Annotated in this window: 16 protein-coding genes; 3 read left to right on the forward strand and 13 right to left on the reverse strand. The window is 70.7% G+C overall.

Annotated features, from left to right (window positions below):
* Positions 1-4: 4 nt before the first annotated feature.
* The 5 genes from HZF19_RS08750 to HZF19_RS08770 all read right to left on the reverse strand — a co-directional run bounded on the left by HZF19_RS08750 (position 5) and on the right by HZF19_RS08770 (position 5,658).
* Positions 5-841, reverse strand: coding sequence for a carbohydrate ABC transporter permease (locus HZF19_RS08750; protein ID WP_208028388.1), 837 nt, complete (start codon positions 839-841; stop codon positions 5-7).
* Complete coding sequence (locus HZF19_RS08755) at positions 831-1,766, reverse strand: carbohydrate ABC transporter permease (RefSeq protein ID WP_208028389.1); 936 nt, start codon at positions 1,764-1,766, stop codon at positions 831-833. Before HZF19_RS08755 ends, HZF19_RS08750 begins: the two co-directional genes overlap by 11 nt.
* Positions 1,763-2,875, reverse strand: a complete 1,113-nt coding sequence (locus tag HZF19_RS08760; protein ID WP_208028390.1) for an ABC transporter ATP-binding protein — start codon at positions 2,873-2,875, stop codon at positions 1,763-1,765. The genes HZF19_RS08755 and HZF19_RS08760 overlap by 4 nt, the downstream gene beginning before the upstream one ends.
* Positions 2,876-2,882: 7 nt before the next feature.
* Complete coding sequence (locus HZF19_RS08765; RefSeq protein ID WP_208028391.1) at positions 2,883-3,857, reverse strand: hypothetical protein; 975 nt, start codon at positions 3,855-3,857, stop codon at positions 2,883-2,885.
* A gap of 160 nt (positions 3,858-4,017) precedes the next feature.
* Entirely contained in the window at positions 4,018-5,658 is a 1,641-nt protein-coding gene (locus HZF19_RS08770) for an ABC transporter substrate-binding protein (protein ID WP_208028392.1), read from the reverse strand.
* A gap of 98 nt (positions 5,659-5,756) precedes the next feature.
* On the opposite strand from HZF19_RS08770, the gene HZF19_RS08775 reads away from it, so the two are divergent.
* A complete protein-coding gene (locus HZF19_RS08775; RefSeq protein ID WP_208028393.1) occupies positions 5,757-6,509 on the forward strand; it encodes a hypothetical protein in 753 nt (250 codons plus the stop codon).
* Positions 6,510-6,847: 338 nt separating this feature from the next.
* Here the strand turns inward: HZF19_RS08775 and HZF19_RS08780 are convergent, their stop codons facing one another.
* The 4 genes from HZF19_RS08780 to phoH2 all read right to left on the reverse strand — a co-directional run bounded on the left by HZF19_RS08780 (position 6,848) and on the right by phoH2 (position 11,442).
* Positions 6,848-7,882 (reverse strand): hypothetical protein, encoded by a 1,035-nt coding sequence (locus HZF19_RS08780; protein WP_208028394.1) that lies wholly within the window; start codon positions 7,880-7,882, stop codon positions 6,848-6,850.
* 6 nt (positions 7,883-7,888) lie between these two features.
* On the reverse strand, positions 7,889-9,364 hold the full coding sequence (locus tag HZF19_RS08785) for a DNA-methyltransferase (RefSeq protein ID WP_307781178.1): 1,476 nt from the start codon (positions 9,362-9,364) through the stop codon (positions 7,889-7,891).
* Positions 9,365-9,369: 5 nt separating this feature from the next.
* Complete coding sequence (locus tag HZF19_RS08790) at positions 9,370-10,044, reverse strand: 3'-5' exonuclease (protein ID WP_208028395.1); 675 nt, start codon at positions 10,042-10,044, stop codon at positions 9,370-9,372.
* A gap of 66 nt (positions 10,045-10,110) precedes the next feature.
* Positions 10,111-11,442 carry an RNA 5'-3' helicase PhoH2 gene (gene phoH2, locus HZF19_RS08795; protein ID WP_307781179.1) on the reverse strand — a complete coding sequence of 444 codons (1,332 nt, stop codon included), beginning with the start codon at positions 11,440-11,442 and terminating at the stop codon, positions 10,111-10,113.
* 175 nt (positions 11,443-11,617) lie between these two features.
* Between phoH2 and HZF19_RS08800 the strand changes: the two genes are divergently transcribed.
* On the forward strand, positions 11,618-12,067 hold the full coding sequence (locus tag HZF19_RS08800; protein WP_208028502.1) for an HIT family protein: 450 nt from the start codon (positions 11,618-11,620) through the stop codon (positions 12,065-12,067).
* A gap of 28 nt (positions 12,068-12,095) precedes the next feature.
* Here the strand turns inward: HZF19_RS08800 and HZF19_RS08805 are convergent, their stop codons facing one another.
* The gene (locus HZF19_RS08805) at positions 12,096-13,502 is read right to left on the reverse strand and encodes a WS/DGAT/MGAT family O-acyltransferase (protein WP_208028397.1); all 1,407 of its coding nucleotides are present in this window, start codon (positions 13,500-13,502) and stop codon (positions 12,096-12,098) included.
* A gap of 200 nt (positions 13,503-13,702) precedes the next feature.
* Positions 13,703-13,936: a hypothetical protein gene (locus HZF19_RS08810; RefSeq protein WP_208028398.1), complete on the reverse strand. Its 234-nt coding sequence runs from the start codon at positions 13,934-13,936 to the stop codon at positions 13,703-13,705.
* A 4-nt stretch (positions 13,937-13,940) separates the two neighbouring features.
* Here HZF19_RS08810 and HZF19_RS08815 point away from each other — a divergent pair, with 4 nt between their 5' ends.
* Positions 13,941-14,252, forward strand: a complete 312-nt coding sequence (locus tag HZF19_RS08815) for a hypothetical protein (RefSeq protein ID WP_208028399.1) — start codon at positions 13,941-13,943, stop codon at positions 14,250-14,252.
* 40 nt (positions 14,253-14,292) lie between these two features.
* Here the strand turns inward: HZF19_RS08815 and HZF19_RS08820 are convergent, their stop codons facing one another.
* On the reverse strand, positions 14,293-15,054 hold the full coding sequence (locus tag HZF19_RS08820; protein ID WP_307781180.1) for a PIG-L deacetylase family protein: 762 nt from the start codon (positions 15,052-15,054) through the stop codon (positions 14,293-14,295).
* Positions 15,015-15,653 carry a 2-phospho-L-lactate guanylyltransferase gene (gene cofC / locus HZF19_RS08825; RefSeq protein ID WP_208028400.1) on the reverse strand — a complete coding sequence of 213 codons (639 nt, stop codon included), beginning with the start codon at positions 15,651-15,653 and terminating at the stop codon, positions 15,015-15,017. The genes HZF19_RS08820 and cofC overlap by 40 nt, the downstream gene beginning before the upstream one ends.
* Between the last annotated feature and the right edge of the window lie 19 nt (positions 15,654-15,672).

Consider the following 15,672-nt stretch of genomic DNA (forward strand, 5'->3'; position numbering starts at 1 on the left):
CTCCTCAGCCCTTCACCGCGCCGGCGGTCAGGCCACGGATGAGTTGGCGTTGCAGGAAGATGAGAAGCGCCAAGACGGGCAATGCAGCGAGGATCGCGGCTGCGAGCCCGACGTTGCCCTGCTCGACCGTGCTGGCCGACAGGGATTTCAAGCCGATCTGGATCGTCTCCCAGCGGCCCTCGGTGACGACCGCCCGGGGCCAGGTGTACTGGTTCCACGCCGCGAGGAACGAGATCACCGCGAACGACGCGATCACCGGCCGGGTCACCGGGATCGCCACCCGCCACAGGAAGGCGAAGTGGCCATAGCCGTCGAGTTGGGCCGCGTCGCGCAGGTCGCGGGGGATCCCCAGGAAGCCTTGCCGGATGAGGAAGGTGCCGAAGGCCGTGGCGAGGAACGGGGCAACCAGACCTGGATAGGAGTTGAGCCAGCCCAGCCCACGGATGGTTTGCACGTTGGGGATGAGGGTGACCTCGATGGGCAGCATCAGGGTGGCCATGAACACCAGGAACAGCACTCGTCGCAACGGGAACCGGAGGAACGAGAACGCGTAGGCGGCCAGGACCGACGTGGCGAGCTGCGCGATGACGATGATCGCGGTCACCACGGCGCTGATCCGCATCTTGGCGCCGAGGTCACCGAGGCTCCAGGCCCGGGAGAACACGTCCCACTGGATGGCCACCGGGTACAGCGGCAGCCCCTCGCGCACGTAGACCGCAGGCGTGGACAGCGCCCGCACCAGCGTCATCCACACCGGGAAGAGCACCACCACCGACAGGGCCGTGAGCACGACGTACCACAGCGCCTTCTTCCAGGTGGCTTGGTTAGCGTCAACTCCCATAGTGCACCCGCTTCTCGAGGATGAGGAACTGGGCCAGGGACACGAACAGGGTGACCACGAACAGCCCGATCGCCATCACTGCGCCCTCGCCCTGGCTGAGCGGCTGCTGGCTGTTGAAGATCTTGAACACCAGCGTCTCCGTCGAGCCGGCCGGACCGCCTGCGGTGAGGATGTCGATCTGGGCGAAGGCTTGGAAGGCGAAGATCACCAGCACCACGACCAGGAACATCAGCGTGGGCGAGATCAGCGGCAGGGTCACCCGGAAGAAGCGGCGCACCGGCCCGTAGCCGTCGAGGGTGGCGGCTTCGTAGATCTCCTCGGGCACGGCTTGCAACCCGGCCAGCACGATGATGAACGTCAACCCGAGGTTCTGCCACACCGAGGACAGCGCGACCCCTCGAAGCGCCGTGTCGGGGTTGGACAAGCTGAGGAAGCCGACGTCGCGGAAGTACCCCGCTTGCGGGTTGATCAGCACGAAGAAAACGACAGAGGCCACGGCCACGGAGCTGGCCACGGTCGAAGCGAAGATCGTCTGGAAGACCTTGATGCCCCGCAGGTGCCGGTTGGCCGCCACCGCTAGCAGGACCCCGAGCACCAGGCCCAGGGGCACGGTGTAGAGCACGTATCGGCCGCTGATCTCGAGCCCGGACCGGAAGTTGTCGCCCCCGAGCACGTCGGAGAACTGCGACCAGCCCACGTACCGCTCGGCGGTGCCGAAGCGATTCTGCTGGTGCAGCCCGAGGTAGAAGAGGCGGTAGAGGGGATAGAAGAAGAACCAACCGAAGATGACTGCCGAGGGGGCCAGGAACGCCACGGCCAGGAGGTTGTCCTTCACCTTGCGGGTCAGGTGGCGGACCTCGTGCGGCGGTGCCGCCTCGACACTGCCCCGGGCAGGCCGCGCGACCGGCTCGGCCTCGATGGTCAATTGAGGCGCTCCGTCGTGGCGGGGTCGAAGAGATGCACCGCGTTCGCACCTTCGACGCCGAGTCGCACCCGTTCCCCGGCCTTCGGCCCCGCGCCCTCCGAGGGTTCGCGGATGGTGACGTGGGAGCCGGCGAGCTCGCAGACCACGTGGCGCTCGTGCCCCAGCCATTCCACCGCCACCACGGTGGCCTCGACCGCGCCGGCACCGCCGCCGATCACCAGGTGCTCGGGCCGCACGCCGACGACCACCCGGGTGTCGTGGGCCACCGGCTCGCCCCCCACATCGGCGACGCGGAACCGGCCCGCACCCAGATCGACGAACGCCTCGCCCGCGTCGATGACGAACGTGCCCTCGATGGTGTTCATCGGGGGACTCCCGATGAAGCGGGCCACGAAGAGGTTGTGCGGGCGCTCGTAGACCGCTTGCGGTGGCCCGACCTGCTGGAGCCGACCGTCGTTGAGGATGGCGATGCGGGTGGCCATGGTCATGGCCTCGACCTGGTCGTGGGTGACGTAGAGGAAGGTGGTGGCGAGGCGCTCGTGGAGGTCGACCAGCTCGAGGCGGGTCTGGGCCCGCAGCTTCGCGTCGAGGTTCGACAGCGGTTCGTCCATCAGGAACGCGGCCGGCCGGCTCACGATCGCTCGAGCCAGCGCCACCCGCTGGCGCTGACCGCCCGACAGCGCGGCCGGCTTGCGGCCCAGCAGCTCGGTGAGCCCGAGCGTGCGGGCTGCCTCGTCGATGCGCGCCTGGCGCTCGGCCTTGTGCAGCTTGCGGGGTGGGCCGCCGTTGACCGCGAACTTCCGGGCCACCAGCGGCGACTCGATGTTCCTCGCCACCGTCATGTGCGGGTAGAGCGCGTAGCTCTGGAACACCATCGAGACGTTGCGGTCTTTCGCCTCGACGTCGTTGACCACCCGGTCGCCGATGCGCAGTGTGCCCTCGGTGATGGTCTCGAGGCCGGCCACCATGCGCAGGGCGGTGGTCTTGCCACAGCCCGACGGACCGAGCAGCACCATGAACTCTTCGTTGCGAACTTCGAGGGTGAGGCGGTCGACGGCGGTGACCTCGCCGAAGCGCTTGGTGATCCCCTCGAAGACGACCTCGCTCATGGTGGGCTCATCCTCCGAGCCGGTTGCGGTCGGCTCCAGGGGCGTACGTCCCGAGATGTGGCCCCATCGTGTCGCCGACAGCGGAGTGGTGTGGCCTCACCACCGTACCGTGGCCGCCGCCGCCGCCGAGGCCATCCGGATCCGGCAACTGGGACAGCCCCCAGGCGGTGAGCGTCTCGTGGATGCGCCGGGCGACCGGTGGTGCCAGCAGCGCGTCGAGCAGGGCGACCAGGTCGGGCAGGTCGGGGAACGGTTCCAGAGCGAGCCGGGCGAAGGTGCCTTCGTCTGCCCACGCCGCGATGGTGGCGTCGATCGCGCCGAGCGGACCCGTGCCCTCAGCACACGACGACCGCAGCCGGTCCCACGGCCAGGTGCGGGCGAACACTGGGCCGAGTGCGCTGACGACGTCCCCGGGCTCGGCCGGGTCGCCGTGCGCGACGCAGGAGCTGAGGGGGAGCAGGGCGACGACCTCGGGCCAGGAGGGCGGGCCGCCCGGCTCGGCCTGAGCGCGCCGGGCGATCGCGTCGAGCCAGAGGGTTGCGAGCAGTAGGCCGGGGTCGGCCGGCGGTGGCGGTGTCGGCAGGGCTAGCGCCCGGGAGCAGGCGTCGGACAGACGTCCGTGCGGTCCGCCGGCGCTGCTCACGGGCAGGGGATCGACCCCTCCGCTGTCGAGCAAGGTGACCTGTTCCCCGGAGCGAGCGACCAGGTGCACGAAGGGCTGGTGTTCGGCGAGGACCGCGCCGGTGTCGAGGCAGCGGGTCCGCACGTGTGCGATGACGCCGAACGCCCACCACGACTCGGGTGCTCGGAAGCCTCTCAGCTCGGCAGCGGGATCGTCGTCAGCGAGGTCATGGAGGTGGAGCTCCACCTCACCCGAGGACCACGAGACCCCGACGGCGATCGGCGGATCGCCGGGGGAGGTGGCGGCGAGAAGAGTGCTCGCCAGGTGATGGAGGCGGGCGTCGGTGAGTGGGGTGGCCATGGTGCGATCCCTTCAGTGACGAGCCGCCCAGTCGATGCTTGGACCATGTCCGCCGTGCGGCTACGTGGTCATCCGGCGACCCGTGGCACGCTCCGAAGCGGCACCGGCGGGGGATCGCGAGCCCACCGGCAGTATGAGCAGGAGGTGTGACAGGAAACGGTCAGCGGGCGATGAAGGCCGAGGTGAAGAACGGGGTCCAGCGGTTGATCGCGGGCAGCGGCGCGCCTTCGGGGGCGGTGAAGCCGGTGAAGCCGTGGACGTTCGCCGCGGTCACGTACGCGGACCGGTCCTGGACCAAGAAGGCGTAGGGCAGGTCGGTGGCGAAGGCCTGCCAGACCTTGGCCCACTCCTGCACCCGGAGGGTGTCGTCGTCGGTTCGGCGCTGCGCCGCCAGCGCCTGGTCGACCACCTCGCTGCGGTGGCGGGCGAAGTTGAGCTTGATGGGCTTGTCCCGGTCCGCGTTGTAGGACACCAGGAAGTGGTACATCCCGTCGGGGTCGGCGTACCCGAAGAACCCACCGAGGTAGACCGCCTGGTAGTCGCCGCCGACGAAGCGCTGCACGAAGCTGACCGTCTCCAGCCCCACGATCTCGACCTCGATGCCCACCCCGGCCAGCACTTCTTTCAGGTACTCCACCGGCCGCAGCGCGCTGCCCGCGGCGATGGAGAGGATCTGGACCCGCAGCGGCCCGTGTTCGGCCTCGTAGGAGGCGACCAGCTCGCGACCGTGGTCCGGGTCGAAGGCGGGGTAGCCGTTGTCCACGTACCAGCGGTTGCCTTCCGGGTAGGGCTCGGACACGATCGGGAACGACTCGTCGAACAGCACGGCACGGAACGCCTCCCGGTCGATGCCCTCGACGATCGCCTGTCGAACCCGCCGGTCGCTGGTGGGCGGCGTGTCGAGGTTCATGAGCAGGACATGGGTGCCGGTGAGGTCCACGTCGTCGATCACCCGTAGGCCGTCGGCGGCCAGCGCGGCGAGGTCGCGGGCGCCCGTGCCGTTGGCTTCGGCGACCTGGATCTCACCGGTGCGCAGGGCGTTGAAGCGGGTGCTGGGGTCGGGCATGGGGCGGAACTCGATGCGGTCGACGTAGGGAAGCCCCTCCCGCCAGTAGTCCGGGTTGCGCACCGCCTTGAACGACCGGTCGGGTACCCACTCCTGGAAGACGAACGGGCCGGTGCCGATGGGGTGTCTCGTGTCGCCCGAGCGCACCTGTTCGGGGGCGATGACGTAGCCGGGTTGGTCGGCGAAGGTGAGTGGCATCGACGACCACGGCCGGGTGAAGCCCACCTGCACGGTGAGGCCGTCGAGTTTGGTGATGGTGGGCCGCTCGGGCAGCGACACCGACGCCAGCGGGCTGGCCACCACCCCGTCGAGGTAGACGATCAGCGCGTCCGCGTCGAGCGGCTCGCCGTTGTGGAACTTGACCCCGGGACGCAGCTCGATGGTCCAGGTGGTGAAGTCCTCGTTGGGAACGAACGCCTTCGCCAGGTAGGGCTGCCAGTTGCCGTCGTGGTCCATGACCACCAGCGGGTCGAGCACGGCGCGGGCGATCTCGAAGCCGGGTGCGGACCACTGGCTGGTGAGCGGGTTGAAGCCGTCGACCTCGCTGCTGGTGCCCACCACCAGCCCGCCACCGTGAACCGGCTCCACGGCGGTGTCATCCGGTGCCGATCGGTCGGCGGTGCCGCCCGCTCCCGTGCAGGCGCTGATCAGCACCGTGAACGCCACGGCCACCAGCGCCGTGATCCACGATCCCCGCACTGTCCCGGTACCGGGGCAGTGGTGTGTCCCCTTCACACCGACCCCCTCGCTCGCCCCGGGCCCCCGCGGCGCGAGCCGGCACAACCTTAGGTCCGCCCCGGCCGGATCGCCGGCCCGACCGACGATCCGGAGCCATGGCGGGACGGGTACAGGTGCGACCGGGCGAGGCGAACGCGGGAGGCGGAGACTGCCGGGCGCGGGTGCGCCTGACTCACGAGCAGCTCGCGGACGTGGTGCGCGACCGAGTCTCGTTCATGGGCCTGTTCTCCTCCGGGCGCCTCGACCAATCCGAGGGCAAGCTCGGTGACCTGCTCGACTGGTGGCTGGTGCTGCGGGCCGGGCTCGACGGCACGCCGATCCACACTCCGGGCGCGGTGCGCTTCGAGGACCGAGACGGTCGCCCCCTCAACCTGTGCCGCTCGTTCACCCTCGCCGACGACCCCGATGAGATGCACTGGTTCCTGGAGCAGGCCGGTTCCCTGTACCTGCGCGGGGTGTTCACCGAGGCGGAGATGGCCGCGGTGTCGGCCGACATGGACCGCGCCGCCCCAGCCTTCCGGCCTGGCGACGGCCGGTCGTGGTGGGCCACCACGTCATCGGGTGAGCGGCGGGTGGTGCGCATGCAGGGCTTCGACTCGCTCTCGCCTGCCACCGCTGAGCTGGTCGAGGACCGCCGGTTCCTCGCCTTCGGGCAGCTGCCCGGTGACGGGCACGTGTTCGGGGCTCGGTGGGCGGGCAACCGGGTCGAAGCGTTGTTCAAGCCGATCGGGGTGGTGGAGGGCATCTCGGACGTGCCCTGGCACAAAGACTGCCGCCTCGGCTGCCACGGCTACGAGTGCTGCAGCTTGACCGTGGGCATCTCGGTGACGGGGGCCGACGCCCGGTAGGGTCAGCTGCGGGTGCTGGCGGGCTCACAGGGCGCTGGTGGCCGGCGTTCGTGCGCGAAGGCAACGACCTGCAAGAGATCGACCTGCCGACCGCCACCGGCGACGTCACCGTCCACCTGTCGTGCATGCTGCACATGGCCCAGCCCCCGTGGAGCGCGAACGCCGGGTGCTCTACACCGGGTTCTCGCTGCCGGTGCCCGAGGGTGCCAGAGCCGCGGCTGCGGCGGGGCGAGGCCGGTTGCGAGCGACGCGCGAGGCCGCACCGGTGTCGGTGTCGCGGGAACCGAGACATCTCGGCGGGTGACCACCACACCGCCGCACCGTCGCACCGCGGCTGCTCAGTGGTGCCGGTAGACGGTGGGCTCCATCGGCTCGTAGCCGGGGATCCGTTCGAGCGGGGTGGTGACCTGCACCTTGCACTCCGGGTTGCCCTGCAGCTTGCCGTGCGACCACCGGATCTCGCAGTAGCCCTCCACGATCGTGGTGGCCTTGGTGGCCTTGTCGGTGATCTGCGCTCGCCAGTCGACCTGCGGTTGGCCGGCGTGCGCGTCGAGCACCGCGAAACGTCGCAGCTCGTAGCGGTCGCGCCAGCTGCGGGTGTCGCAGACCCGGAGCCGCACTGGGGACCGCCCTTTCGTGCCGAGCAACCAGTAGGGCCCGCCGGCGATGCGCAGCATGCGGAACAGCATCTGGGTGCGCTGGGGGAGGGTGGCTCCCTCGATGCGGCGCCGCCACCGCAGGGTGGTCTCGATCGACACCGCTCGGCAGAGCTCGGCGTAGGCGGCCTCCTCGCCCGGGGAAGGTGACCGAGCGCGCATCGAGGCTTTCAACTGGGCCCTGGCCTGCGTGTCGAGGTCGCGCACGTCGTCGGGGAGCGAGCTGAGTGGTAGCTGGGCGCGGGCCTGCTCGTAGAAGGCTTGCAGCTCGTTGAGGGCCACCTCCTCGAACCACGACATCCTCGACTCGATCGTGTGGTCGGCGAGCAGCTCGTCGACCAGGGAACCCGGTGAAGTGTTGAGCACGCAGCGGGAGTCGTACTTGGCTTGGATGAACCAGACCCCCTCAACGGTGAGGTCGCGGGGCACGTCAGAGGTCCACACCGATCGCGCGCCTCCCGACCACTCGATGAGCTCGGGACGGCGGCCTCGCAGCACGTGGTGGCGGAACGCCTGGCCGTTGGCTATCGCCCGCAGGAGCAGGTCCCCGTTGGGGCCACCCTGGCGCGCTTCAGGAAGGATGGCGGGCTGCCACACCGACCGGTCGATGCCGGGCAGCTCGACGGCTTCGAGGTCGGCGGGCCAGCATCCTGTGGGGTCGTACACCAGCCCGAGGGCCGTGCCCAGCTCGGTGAGGTGGGTCTTGCTGCTGGCCACCGACGCTCAGCCGCCCGCGGGGACCGGTTCGGGGCCTTGCTGTGCGTAGGCCGCGAGGCGCCGCTGGCCTTCGACCGAGAGCATCTCGATGGCGTCGAAGACGAGGTTGTCGGGCCCGAGCGCGGCGTGCAGCGCCTTGCCGCCCGCGCTGTGGCGGGGTGGGAGGTTAGTGGTGAGCAGCACCAGCCGGTAGGCCTCGTGGCCGGAGGCCCGGATGACCGCGGCCTTGCCGAGCGCCTTCCAGAGGGTGTCGGTGCGGCGGAGCCCGGCGCGGCTGTTCCCCCGGCTGAACGCCCCGGACACGTCGAAGTACCAGTTGTTGCCGAGCGCGTCCTTGCCGGTGAAGTTGACCTCCACCCCCGCGGTGACCTTGCGGTTCATCGTGATGTCGGTGAACCCCGCCTGTTCGAGGATTTCGTGGGCGAGCTCCTTCGCCATGCGCCCTTCGCGCACCGCTCGGCTCTGGAAGTCGTCGAGGTCGTCGTCACCGGTCGGGGGGGGTGGGACGTACCACCAGCGATGATCGGCCCTGGAGCGCTCCCGCTCCTCCCGTGCCTCCAGAGCGCGCTCGGCCCGCTCGGTGGCGGCGGCGACGTAGGCGGGATCGGTGTCGTAGCCGACGAAGTGCCGATGGGTGTTGATCGCCGCCACCGCGGTGCTGCCCGATCCCATGAACGGGTCGAGCACCAGGTCGCCCCGGTAGGTGTAGAGCTCGATGAGCCGTTGCGGGAGCTCCACCGGGAACGGGGCGGGGTGGCCGAGGCGGGTGGCGCTCTCGGTGGGGATCTCCCACACGTCGGTGGTCCAGGTCATGAAGTCTTCTTTGGCGATGGTGTCTTGGTGGGGGAGGCCCCGCTCGGCCCGGTCGGGTTTCGGGATCGCCCGGTCGAAGCGGCCCTTGGAGGCGACGATCACCCGCTCGGTGAGGTCGCGCAGCACCGGGTTGGAAGCGCTCTGGAACGACCCCCAGGCACAGTTGCCCGAGGCGCCTTCCGCCTTGCGCCAGATGATCTCGCCCCGTAGCAGGAGCTTGAGCCGGTCCTGAAGGATGCCGACCACGTCCGCAGCGAGTGACCGGAACGGCTTGCGGCCGAGGTTGGCGACGTTGACCGCCAGGCGCCCTCCGGGCTCGAGCACCTCGACACAAGCGGCGAAGACGTCGGTGAGCATCTCGAGGTACTCGACGTAGGAGGCGGGGATGTGGCCCTCGCCGAGCGCTTCCTCGTAGGCCTTGCCGGCGAAGTAGGGCGGGGAGGTCACCACCAGCGCGACCGAGTTCGGCTCCAACCGTGGGGTGCCCTGCGCCATGTCTCGGGCGTCGAGGCACTGGATCCAGTCGACGATGGGCTGGCGGTTGACGGTGGCGTCGTTGGAGATCGTCGGGGCGGCGAAGCGGGCGTAGAACTCGGAGGAGTCGTGGCTCTCCCGCTTGCCCACCCCGAAGTTGGAGGTAGACGTCGCCCGCTTCCGTCGCGCTGGCACGGCGCTCATCGTAGGAGGCTCCCGGCGAGCGCCGAGTGAGCGTCGATGGCCGGCGCCGGCTGGCCGGCCGCGGGCGTGCCGAGTCGATCGATGCTGGCCGCGGCAGTGGGCCAGCGCCCGAGGGCCAGCGCGCGGGCGCAGCGGGCGTCGCTGGCGACGTAGGCGTGCATCGCCGCCGGGTCGAGCTCGTGCACTCGGGCCGCGTCGGCGTCGACGGGAGCCAACCCGGCCAGGCTCGCCAGGGCCTTGAGCCCGCACGGCAGGCCGAAGGTGCGGCCCACGTCGGCATGGAACACCCGGAACGCATCGAGGTGGCGATGACCGTGCCAGCGGGCCCGGTAGGCGCCCTGGTGGCCGGGCAGTGGACGGCCCCGCAGGCGCAGTGACGGGTCGGGCACGAGGCGCAGGCCCAGGTCCACCTCGTTGATCTCGGCCCGGGTGGCGAGGTAGGGCAGATCGAACGCCGCGCCGTTCCAGGTGACCAGCACGCCAGGCGTGAGCTCGGCGAGCCACCGGTCGAGCTCCCGCAGCAGCGCGGCTTCGTCGTGGTGGGCGAGGACCACCTCCCCGCCGGGACCGGCTACCGCGGCGGCGAGCACCCGCCCGACCCGAGGGTCGAGCCCGTCGGTCGCCGTGTCGGTCTCGATGTCGAGCCCGTAGACCGTGGGATCAGACGTCATGGACGAACCGTAACGAGGAGGTCTGACACCCAGGTGACCATGCCCCCCACGAACGCGCGAACCCGATCAGAAACCGGGGCCGTCGAGCAGGTCGGTGACCAGCGCAGCCACCGCCGAGCGCTCCGAGCGCTGCAGAGTGATGTGCGCGAACAGGGGGTGGCCCTTCAACGCATCGATCACCGACACCACCCCGTCGTAGCGGCCCACCCGCAGGTTGTCCCGCTGGGCCACGTCGTGGGTGAGCACCACTCGCGACCGCACCCCCAGCCGGGACAGCGCCGTCAGCAGCACCGAGCGCTCCAGGTTCTGCGCTTCGTCGATGATCACGAACGCGTCCGACAGCGAGCGGCCCCGGATGTGCGTGAGGGGAAGCACCTCCAGCAGGTTGCGGGCCGTCACCTCCTCGAGGACCTCCGGGCCCACGATCGACTCCAGCGCGTCGGTCACCGCCAGCGCCCACGGCGACATCTTCTCGTCCGCGCTGCCCGGCAGGTACCCGAGCTCCTGGCCACCCACCGCGTAGATCGGCCGGAACACCGTGACCCGCTTGTGGGACCGCTGCTCGAGCACCGCCTCCAGGCCGGCGGCCAGCGCCAGCACGCTCTTGCCCGTCCCCGCGTTGCCGCCGATCGACACGATGCCGATCTCGTCGTCGGCCAGCAGGTCCAAGGCGATGCGCTGCTCGGCGGAGCGGCCCCGCACCCCGAACAGCTCACGGTCCGCGCACACCAGCCGTACCCGCTTGTCCGGGTGCACCCGCCCCAGCGCCGACTGCGAGCCCGACACCAGCGCCACGCCGGTGTGGCAGGGAAGTTGCCGAGCTTCGTCGAGGTCGACTACCCGCTGGTCGAACAGCTCGTCGATCACCGTGCTCGGCACGTCGAGGGCGACGAAACCGGTCCAGGAGGTGTCCTCGGCCAGCTCGTTGCGATACTCCTCGGCGGCCAGGCCCACCACGCTGGCCTTGAGTCGCAGCGGCAGGTCCTTGGTGACGAGGGTGACGTCGTGGCCCTCGGTCGCCAGGTTGCGGGCCACGGCCAGGATGCGATGGTCGTTGGTGTCGAGGGTGAGGGTCTCGGGCAGGCCTGCGGTGTCCTGGTGGTTCACCTCCACCCGCAGTGTGCCCCCCACTTCGGTCACCGGCACCGGGTTGGTGAGCGTGCGATGCGCCCGGCGCAGCCGCTCGAGCTGCCGTAGCGCCTGCCGAGCGGCCCACCCGAGCTCGGGGTGATGGCGCTTGGCCTCCAGCTCGGACAGCACCACCAGCGGCAGCACCACCTCGTGCTCCTCGAAACGGAACATGGCTTGCGGATCCGCCAGCAGCACCGAGGTGTCCACCACGTAGGTCTTGCGGGGCAGGCAGCCGGACGGGCGCGCGGCGACGACGGGATCGGTCACGGGACTCCTACCTCGACGGGCACCCCCGAGCCCCACGACGTCGGCGGGTGGCTCGAACCGGGTGCGGGACAGGTCACCGTCGCCCATGAAACACCCGGGCGGAGACCGAAGGGTGGATGCCTGTGCCGACCTCGCCGGGCGCGCCGCGAGCTGAGGATGAGCGAGGATGGCCCACATGTCGGCTGCTTCGGGATGCGTGTTCTGCTCGATCGTGGCCGGCCGCACGGAAGCGTACCGGGTGTACGAGGACCGCAGGTCGGTGGCGTTCCTCGACCGCCGCCCGCTGTTCAAGGGCCACACCTTGCTGGTGCCTCGCCGGCATGTGGCGGTGCTGGCCGACCTGCCCCTCGACGACGTCGGGCCGTTCTTCCATGTCGCACAGCTGCTCTCGGCGGCCATGGAATCCGCGCTCGGCGCCGCCGGCTCGTTCGTGGCCCTGAACAACCGGGTCAGCCAGAGCGTGTCCCACCTGCACGTGCACGTCGTGCCCCGCAATCGCAAGGACGGGTTGCGAGGCTTCTTCTGGCCCCGCACCTCCTACACCGGCGAGGACGAGATGGTCGCGTACGCGCAGCGCTTGCGATCGGCGATGCCGCCCGCGCCGCGCGAGCCCCAGGTTGGGTGAGCCACGGTGGGGTGAGCCGGCCCGAGCGTCAGCCCGCGTCGACCGCCTTGGCCAGCTCCTCCAGTGCATCGTGGAGGCCATCGGCGATCGCCCACGGGTCGGGGATCAGCTCGGGGCACACCAGTACCCCGAAATCCAGGCTGTCGAGGTAGCTCATCACCGTGATGTTGATGCCACCTCCGTCGAAGATCGGCCCCATCGGGTAGGTGGCCAGCATGCGGGCCCCGGCGATGTAGAGCGGGAAGGGCGGGCCGGGCACGTTGGAGATGGTCACGTTGAACAACGGGCGGTGGCGGTCGGCGATCTTCATCCGGGAGTACAGCCGGGCCGCCTGTGCCGCCACCGCGGGGGCCGCGAACTCCACCCAGTTCTGCAACGTGTCGGCCCCGATGGCGTTTTGTTGTTCTTTGGCCGCGGCCATGCAGGCGTGGATGGCGTCCAGCCGTTCGAGCGGATCATCCAGGTCGGTGGCGAGGGTGCACAGCATCGAGGAGACCCGGTTTCCGTGGGTGCCCTTCTGGTCCTCGGTGCGCACCGACACCGGCACCATCGCCACCAGCGCCCCGTCGGGGTGCTCGTCGCGCGAGTCGAGGTATCGGCGCAGCGCCCCCGCACAGATCGTGAGCACCACGTCGTTGACCGTGGTGCCCCGAGCGTTCTTGATCATCTTGACCTCGGGCAGCGGCAACGACGCGGTGGCGAAGGCCCGGTGCGGCGTGAGGGTGGCGTTGAACGAGGTGCGCGGCGCGCTGAACGGCGACGGCGGTGGCTTCTGGTCGGGCTGGCGCCGGTTGGTCTCCCGGATCTGCAGCGCGGCCTCCACCGTGCGGCGCACGGTCTTGATCGCCCGCACCGGCTGCTGGGCCAGCGAGGCCAAGGCGTGGGCCACCAGCTCCGTGTCGCTCGGCACCCGCTCCGGCTCCCAGGGCTTCGCCGGCGGCGGCTTCCGCTCGATCTCCGGGCTCAGGTCCAAGATGGCCACCATCAGCTCCTCGCCGGACGCCCCGTCGATGGCGGCGTGGTGCACCTTGGTGAGCAACGCCACGTTGCCCCCCTCGAGGCCGTCGATGAGCCACGCCTCCCACAGCGGGTGGGAGCGGTCCAGCGGGATCGCCGCGAGGTGCCCGGCCAGCTCCGTGAGCTCCTTCATCCCCCCGGGCGCCGGCACCGCGATGTGGCGCAGGTGCCAGTCCAGGTCGAAGTCGGGATCCTCGATCCAGATCGGGTGGTGCAACCCGAGCGGCACCTCGACCAGGCGCCGCCGGAACGGTGGGGCCTGATCCAGCCGCTCGGCGTACAGCTCCCGCAGGCTCTGGAACGAGAAGCCGTGAGGCGCGGTAGACGGGTCGAGCACCATGAGGCTGGCCACGTGCATGAACGACGTGGAGGTCTCCATGTAGAGGAACCCCGCATCGAGCCCGGTCAGTCGCTGCATCGCCCGTCTCCTTCCCCTGGTCGCCTGTGCTCGCCCGTGCTCGCCGTTGCTCGGAGGTGCGCGGACCCCCCGCTCCCACCCGAGCTGTTCATCGGGACGCGGCCTCCGACCGCGCCACGGTGAACAGTTCGGCGTCTGGGGGCATGCTCCCACGGAACGGCGCCCGCGTCACCGGGTTCGGGCAATGGCGGTGGGCGACCTCAGCCGTCGAGGCGGAAGCGGGGCTCGCCGCCCTCGACCGTGAGGGTGCCGGGCATGCCGATGAGGTCGAACTCGCTGCCCCGCAATCCGGCCGCTCGCACCGCCACCACCTCGCTGCGGTGCTCACCGGCAAGGATGGTCAACTCCAGGTGCCACACCGGCGGGCCACCCTGCTCGCCCGGCTCGGGCGTGGCATCGACCACGAACACGTCGTAGGTCCCGTCGGGGATCATGGCCGTGAGCGTGGCACGATTCCTGGCAATGCGCAGAACGGCTGCGGTGATCGGGGTGGTGCTCGTGGCCGTGGTGATCGCCACGGCGGTCTCAGCTCACCCGGCGCGCACGGCCACGGTGCGGATCGACTCGGTGGGCGAGCACGGGGTCTGCGCCGTCGAGCTCGGCTCGGGCCAGCGTGACTGCTGGGCCTACTCCCCGGAGATCCCCGAATCGATCGGCTTCAACCCTGGCGACTGCTACCGGGCGAGATGGGCCTACGACGCCATGGTGCCGCCGCATCTCGCCGCCACCCCTTGCCCCGACGGGGCGTGAGCGCGCTCCTGGGCGTGCACCCCCACGCCGGCCGCTGGGGTCACAGATCGACGATGGCGAGGAACAGCTCGGCTTCGGGGACACCCACCTCGGCGCCGTGGTCACGCAAGCGGCCCAGCACCCGGGCCCGGAACGCCTCGAGCTGGGTGCCGTCGTCGCCGGGATCGATGTGCATCGTCGAACGCCACTGGCTGCGGTGCTCGAGCAGCGCCGCCACCTTCGTCTCGCCGTGTCCGGTGACGTCTTCGGCATGGTTCGGCTCGTCGGCTTCGAACAGCAGCAGCGCCGAGGGTCGGTGGTGCGCCACGTCGTGGTCGCGATGGAAGTGTGGGTCCCGGGCCGCGACCACCCCGTCCACCGTCAGCCAGCCGGCGTGGCGGTGATCCGGGTGGAGGCGGTACCGCTTCCACGGGTCGTGACCGAGCACCACGTCGGGCTGTAGCCGGCGGATCCAGTAGGCCACCTGGGCCCGCAGTGCCAGCGACGACTCGAGCTCCCCGTCGATCTGGCCGAGCATCACCACTTCGCCGGTGGCCCCCAGCCGCCGGGCCGCCGCTCGCTGCTCCTGCTCGCGCTGGTGCACCAGCTCGGCCAGATCGGTCGTCGGATCCCACGAGCCCTTCGAGCCGTCGGTCAGCACCAGGTGGTGCACCACACAGCCGGCGGCCGCCCACTTGGCCAGGGTAGCTCCGCACCCGAACTCGATGTCATCGGGGTGGGCGCCGACGGCCAGCGCCCGGCCAGGGACCGGCAGGTCGAGGTTCATCCCTGCTCGCTCGCCGGCCGGGTCAGCGCCAGCCACGCCGGTGGCTCCAGATCGCCCGGGAGATCCACGTCCCAACCCAGCCGGGCTTCGCGCACCACACGCAGCGGCAGCCCCAACCGGTGCGCCTCGGTCTGGTGCCGGTGGAACGACCCCGGCCCGTAGGAGAACCGGAAGCCCGCCCGGGCCGGTACGCACGCCACGTTGGTGCCGTCATCGCGCCGATCCGGCACCAGGGTCACCCCGTCGCCGGCTGCCACCCAGGCCAGGTCCCGCGCGTGCGGTAAGTCCGCGTGGGCCACGATCACCCGCTCGACTCCCCGGGCCGCGAGCTGGGCCACCCCGTCGGCCACCGCGCCGTCGAGCCCCCGCCCCGGGCGCCAGATCACCTCTGCGCCCATCTCCGCCGCCCACGCGGCGACCTCATGGTCATCGCAGACCACCGACACCGGCAGCTCACCAGCGGCGCGCACCACCGCGGTGGCCATCCGGCGCGACAGCTCCTGTCGGGCACGGTCGTCGAGTGCGGGGGAGAGCCGCCGCTTCGCCGCGTGGAAGGCCTTCACCGGCACGAGCACCGCGACACCGGAGACGCCCGGTCGGTCAGCGAACTCATGGCCGGCGGCCGGGGCGCTCATCGAGCCCCGAGTCTAGGGT

Source organism: Rhabdothermincola sediminis (genome assembly GCF_014805525.1).
GTDB lineage: Bacteria > Actinomycetota > Acidimicrobiia > Acidimicrobiales > Acidimicrobilacustridaceae > Rhabdothermincola > Rhabdothermincola sediminis.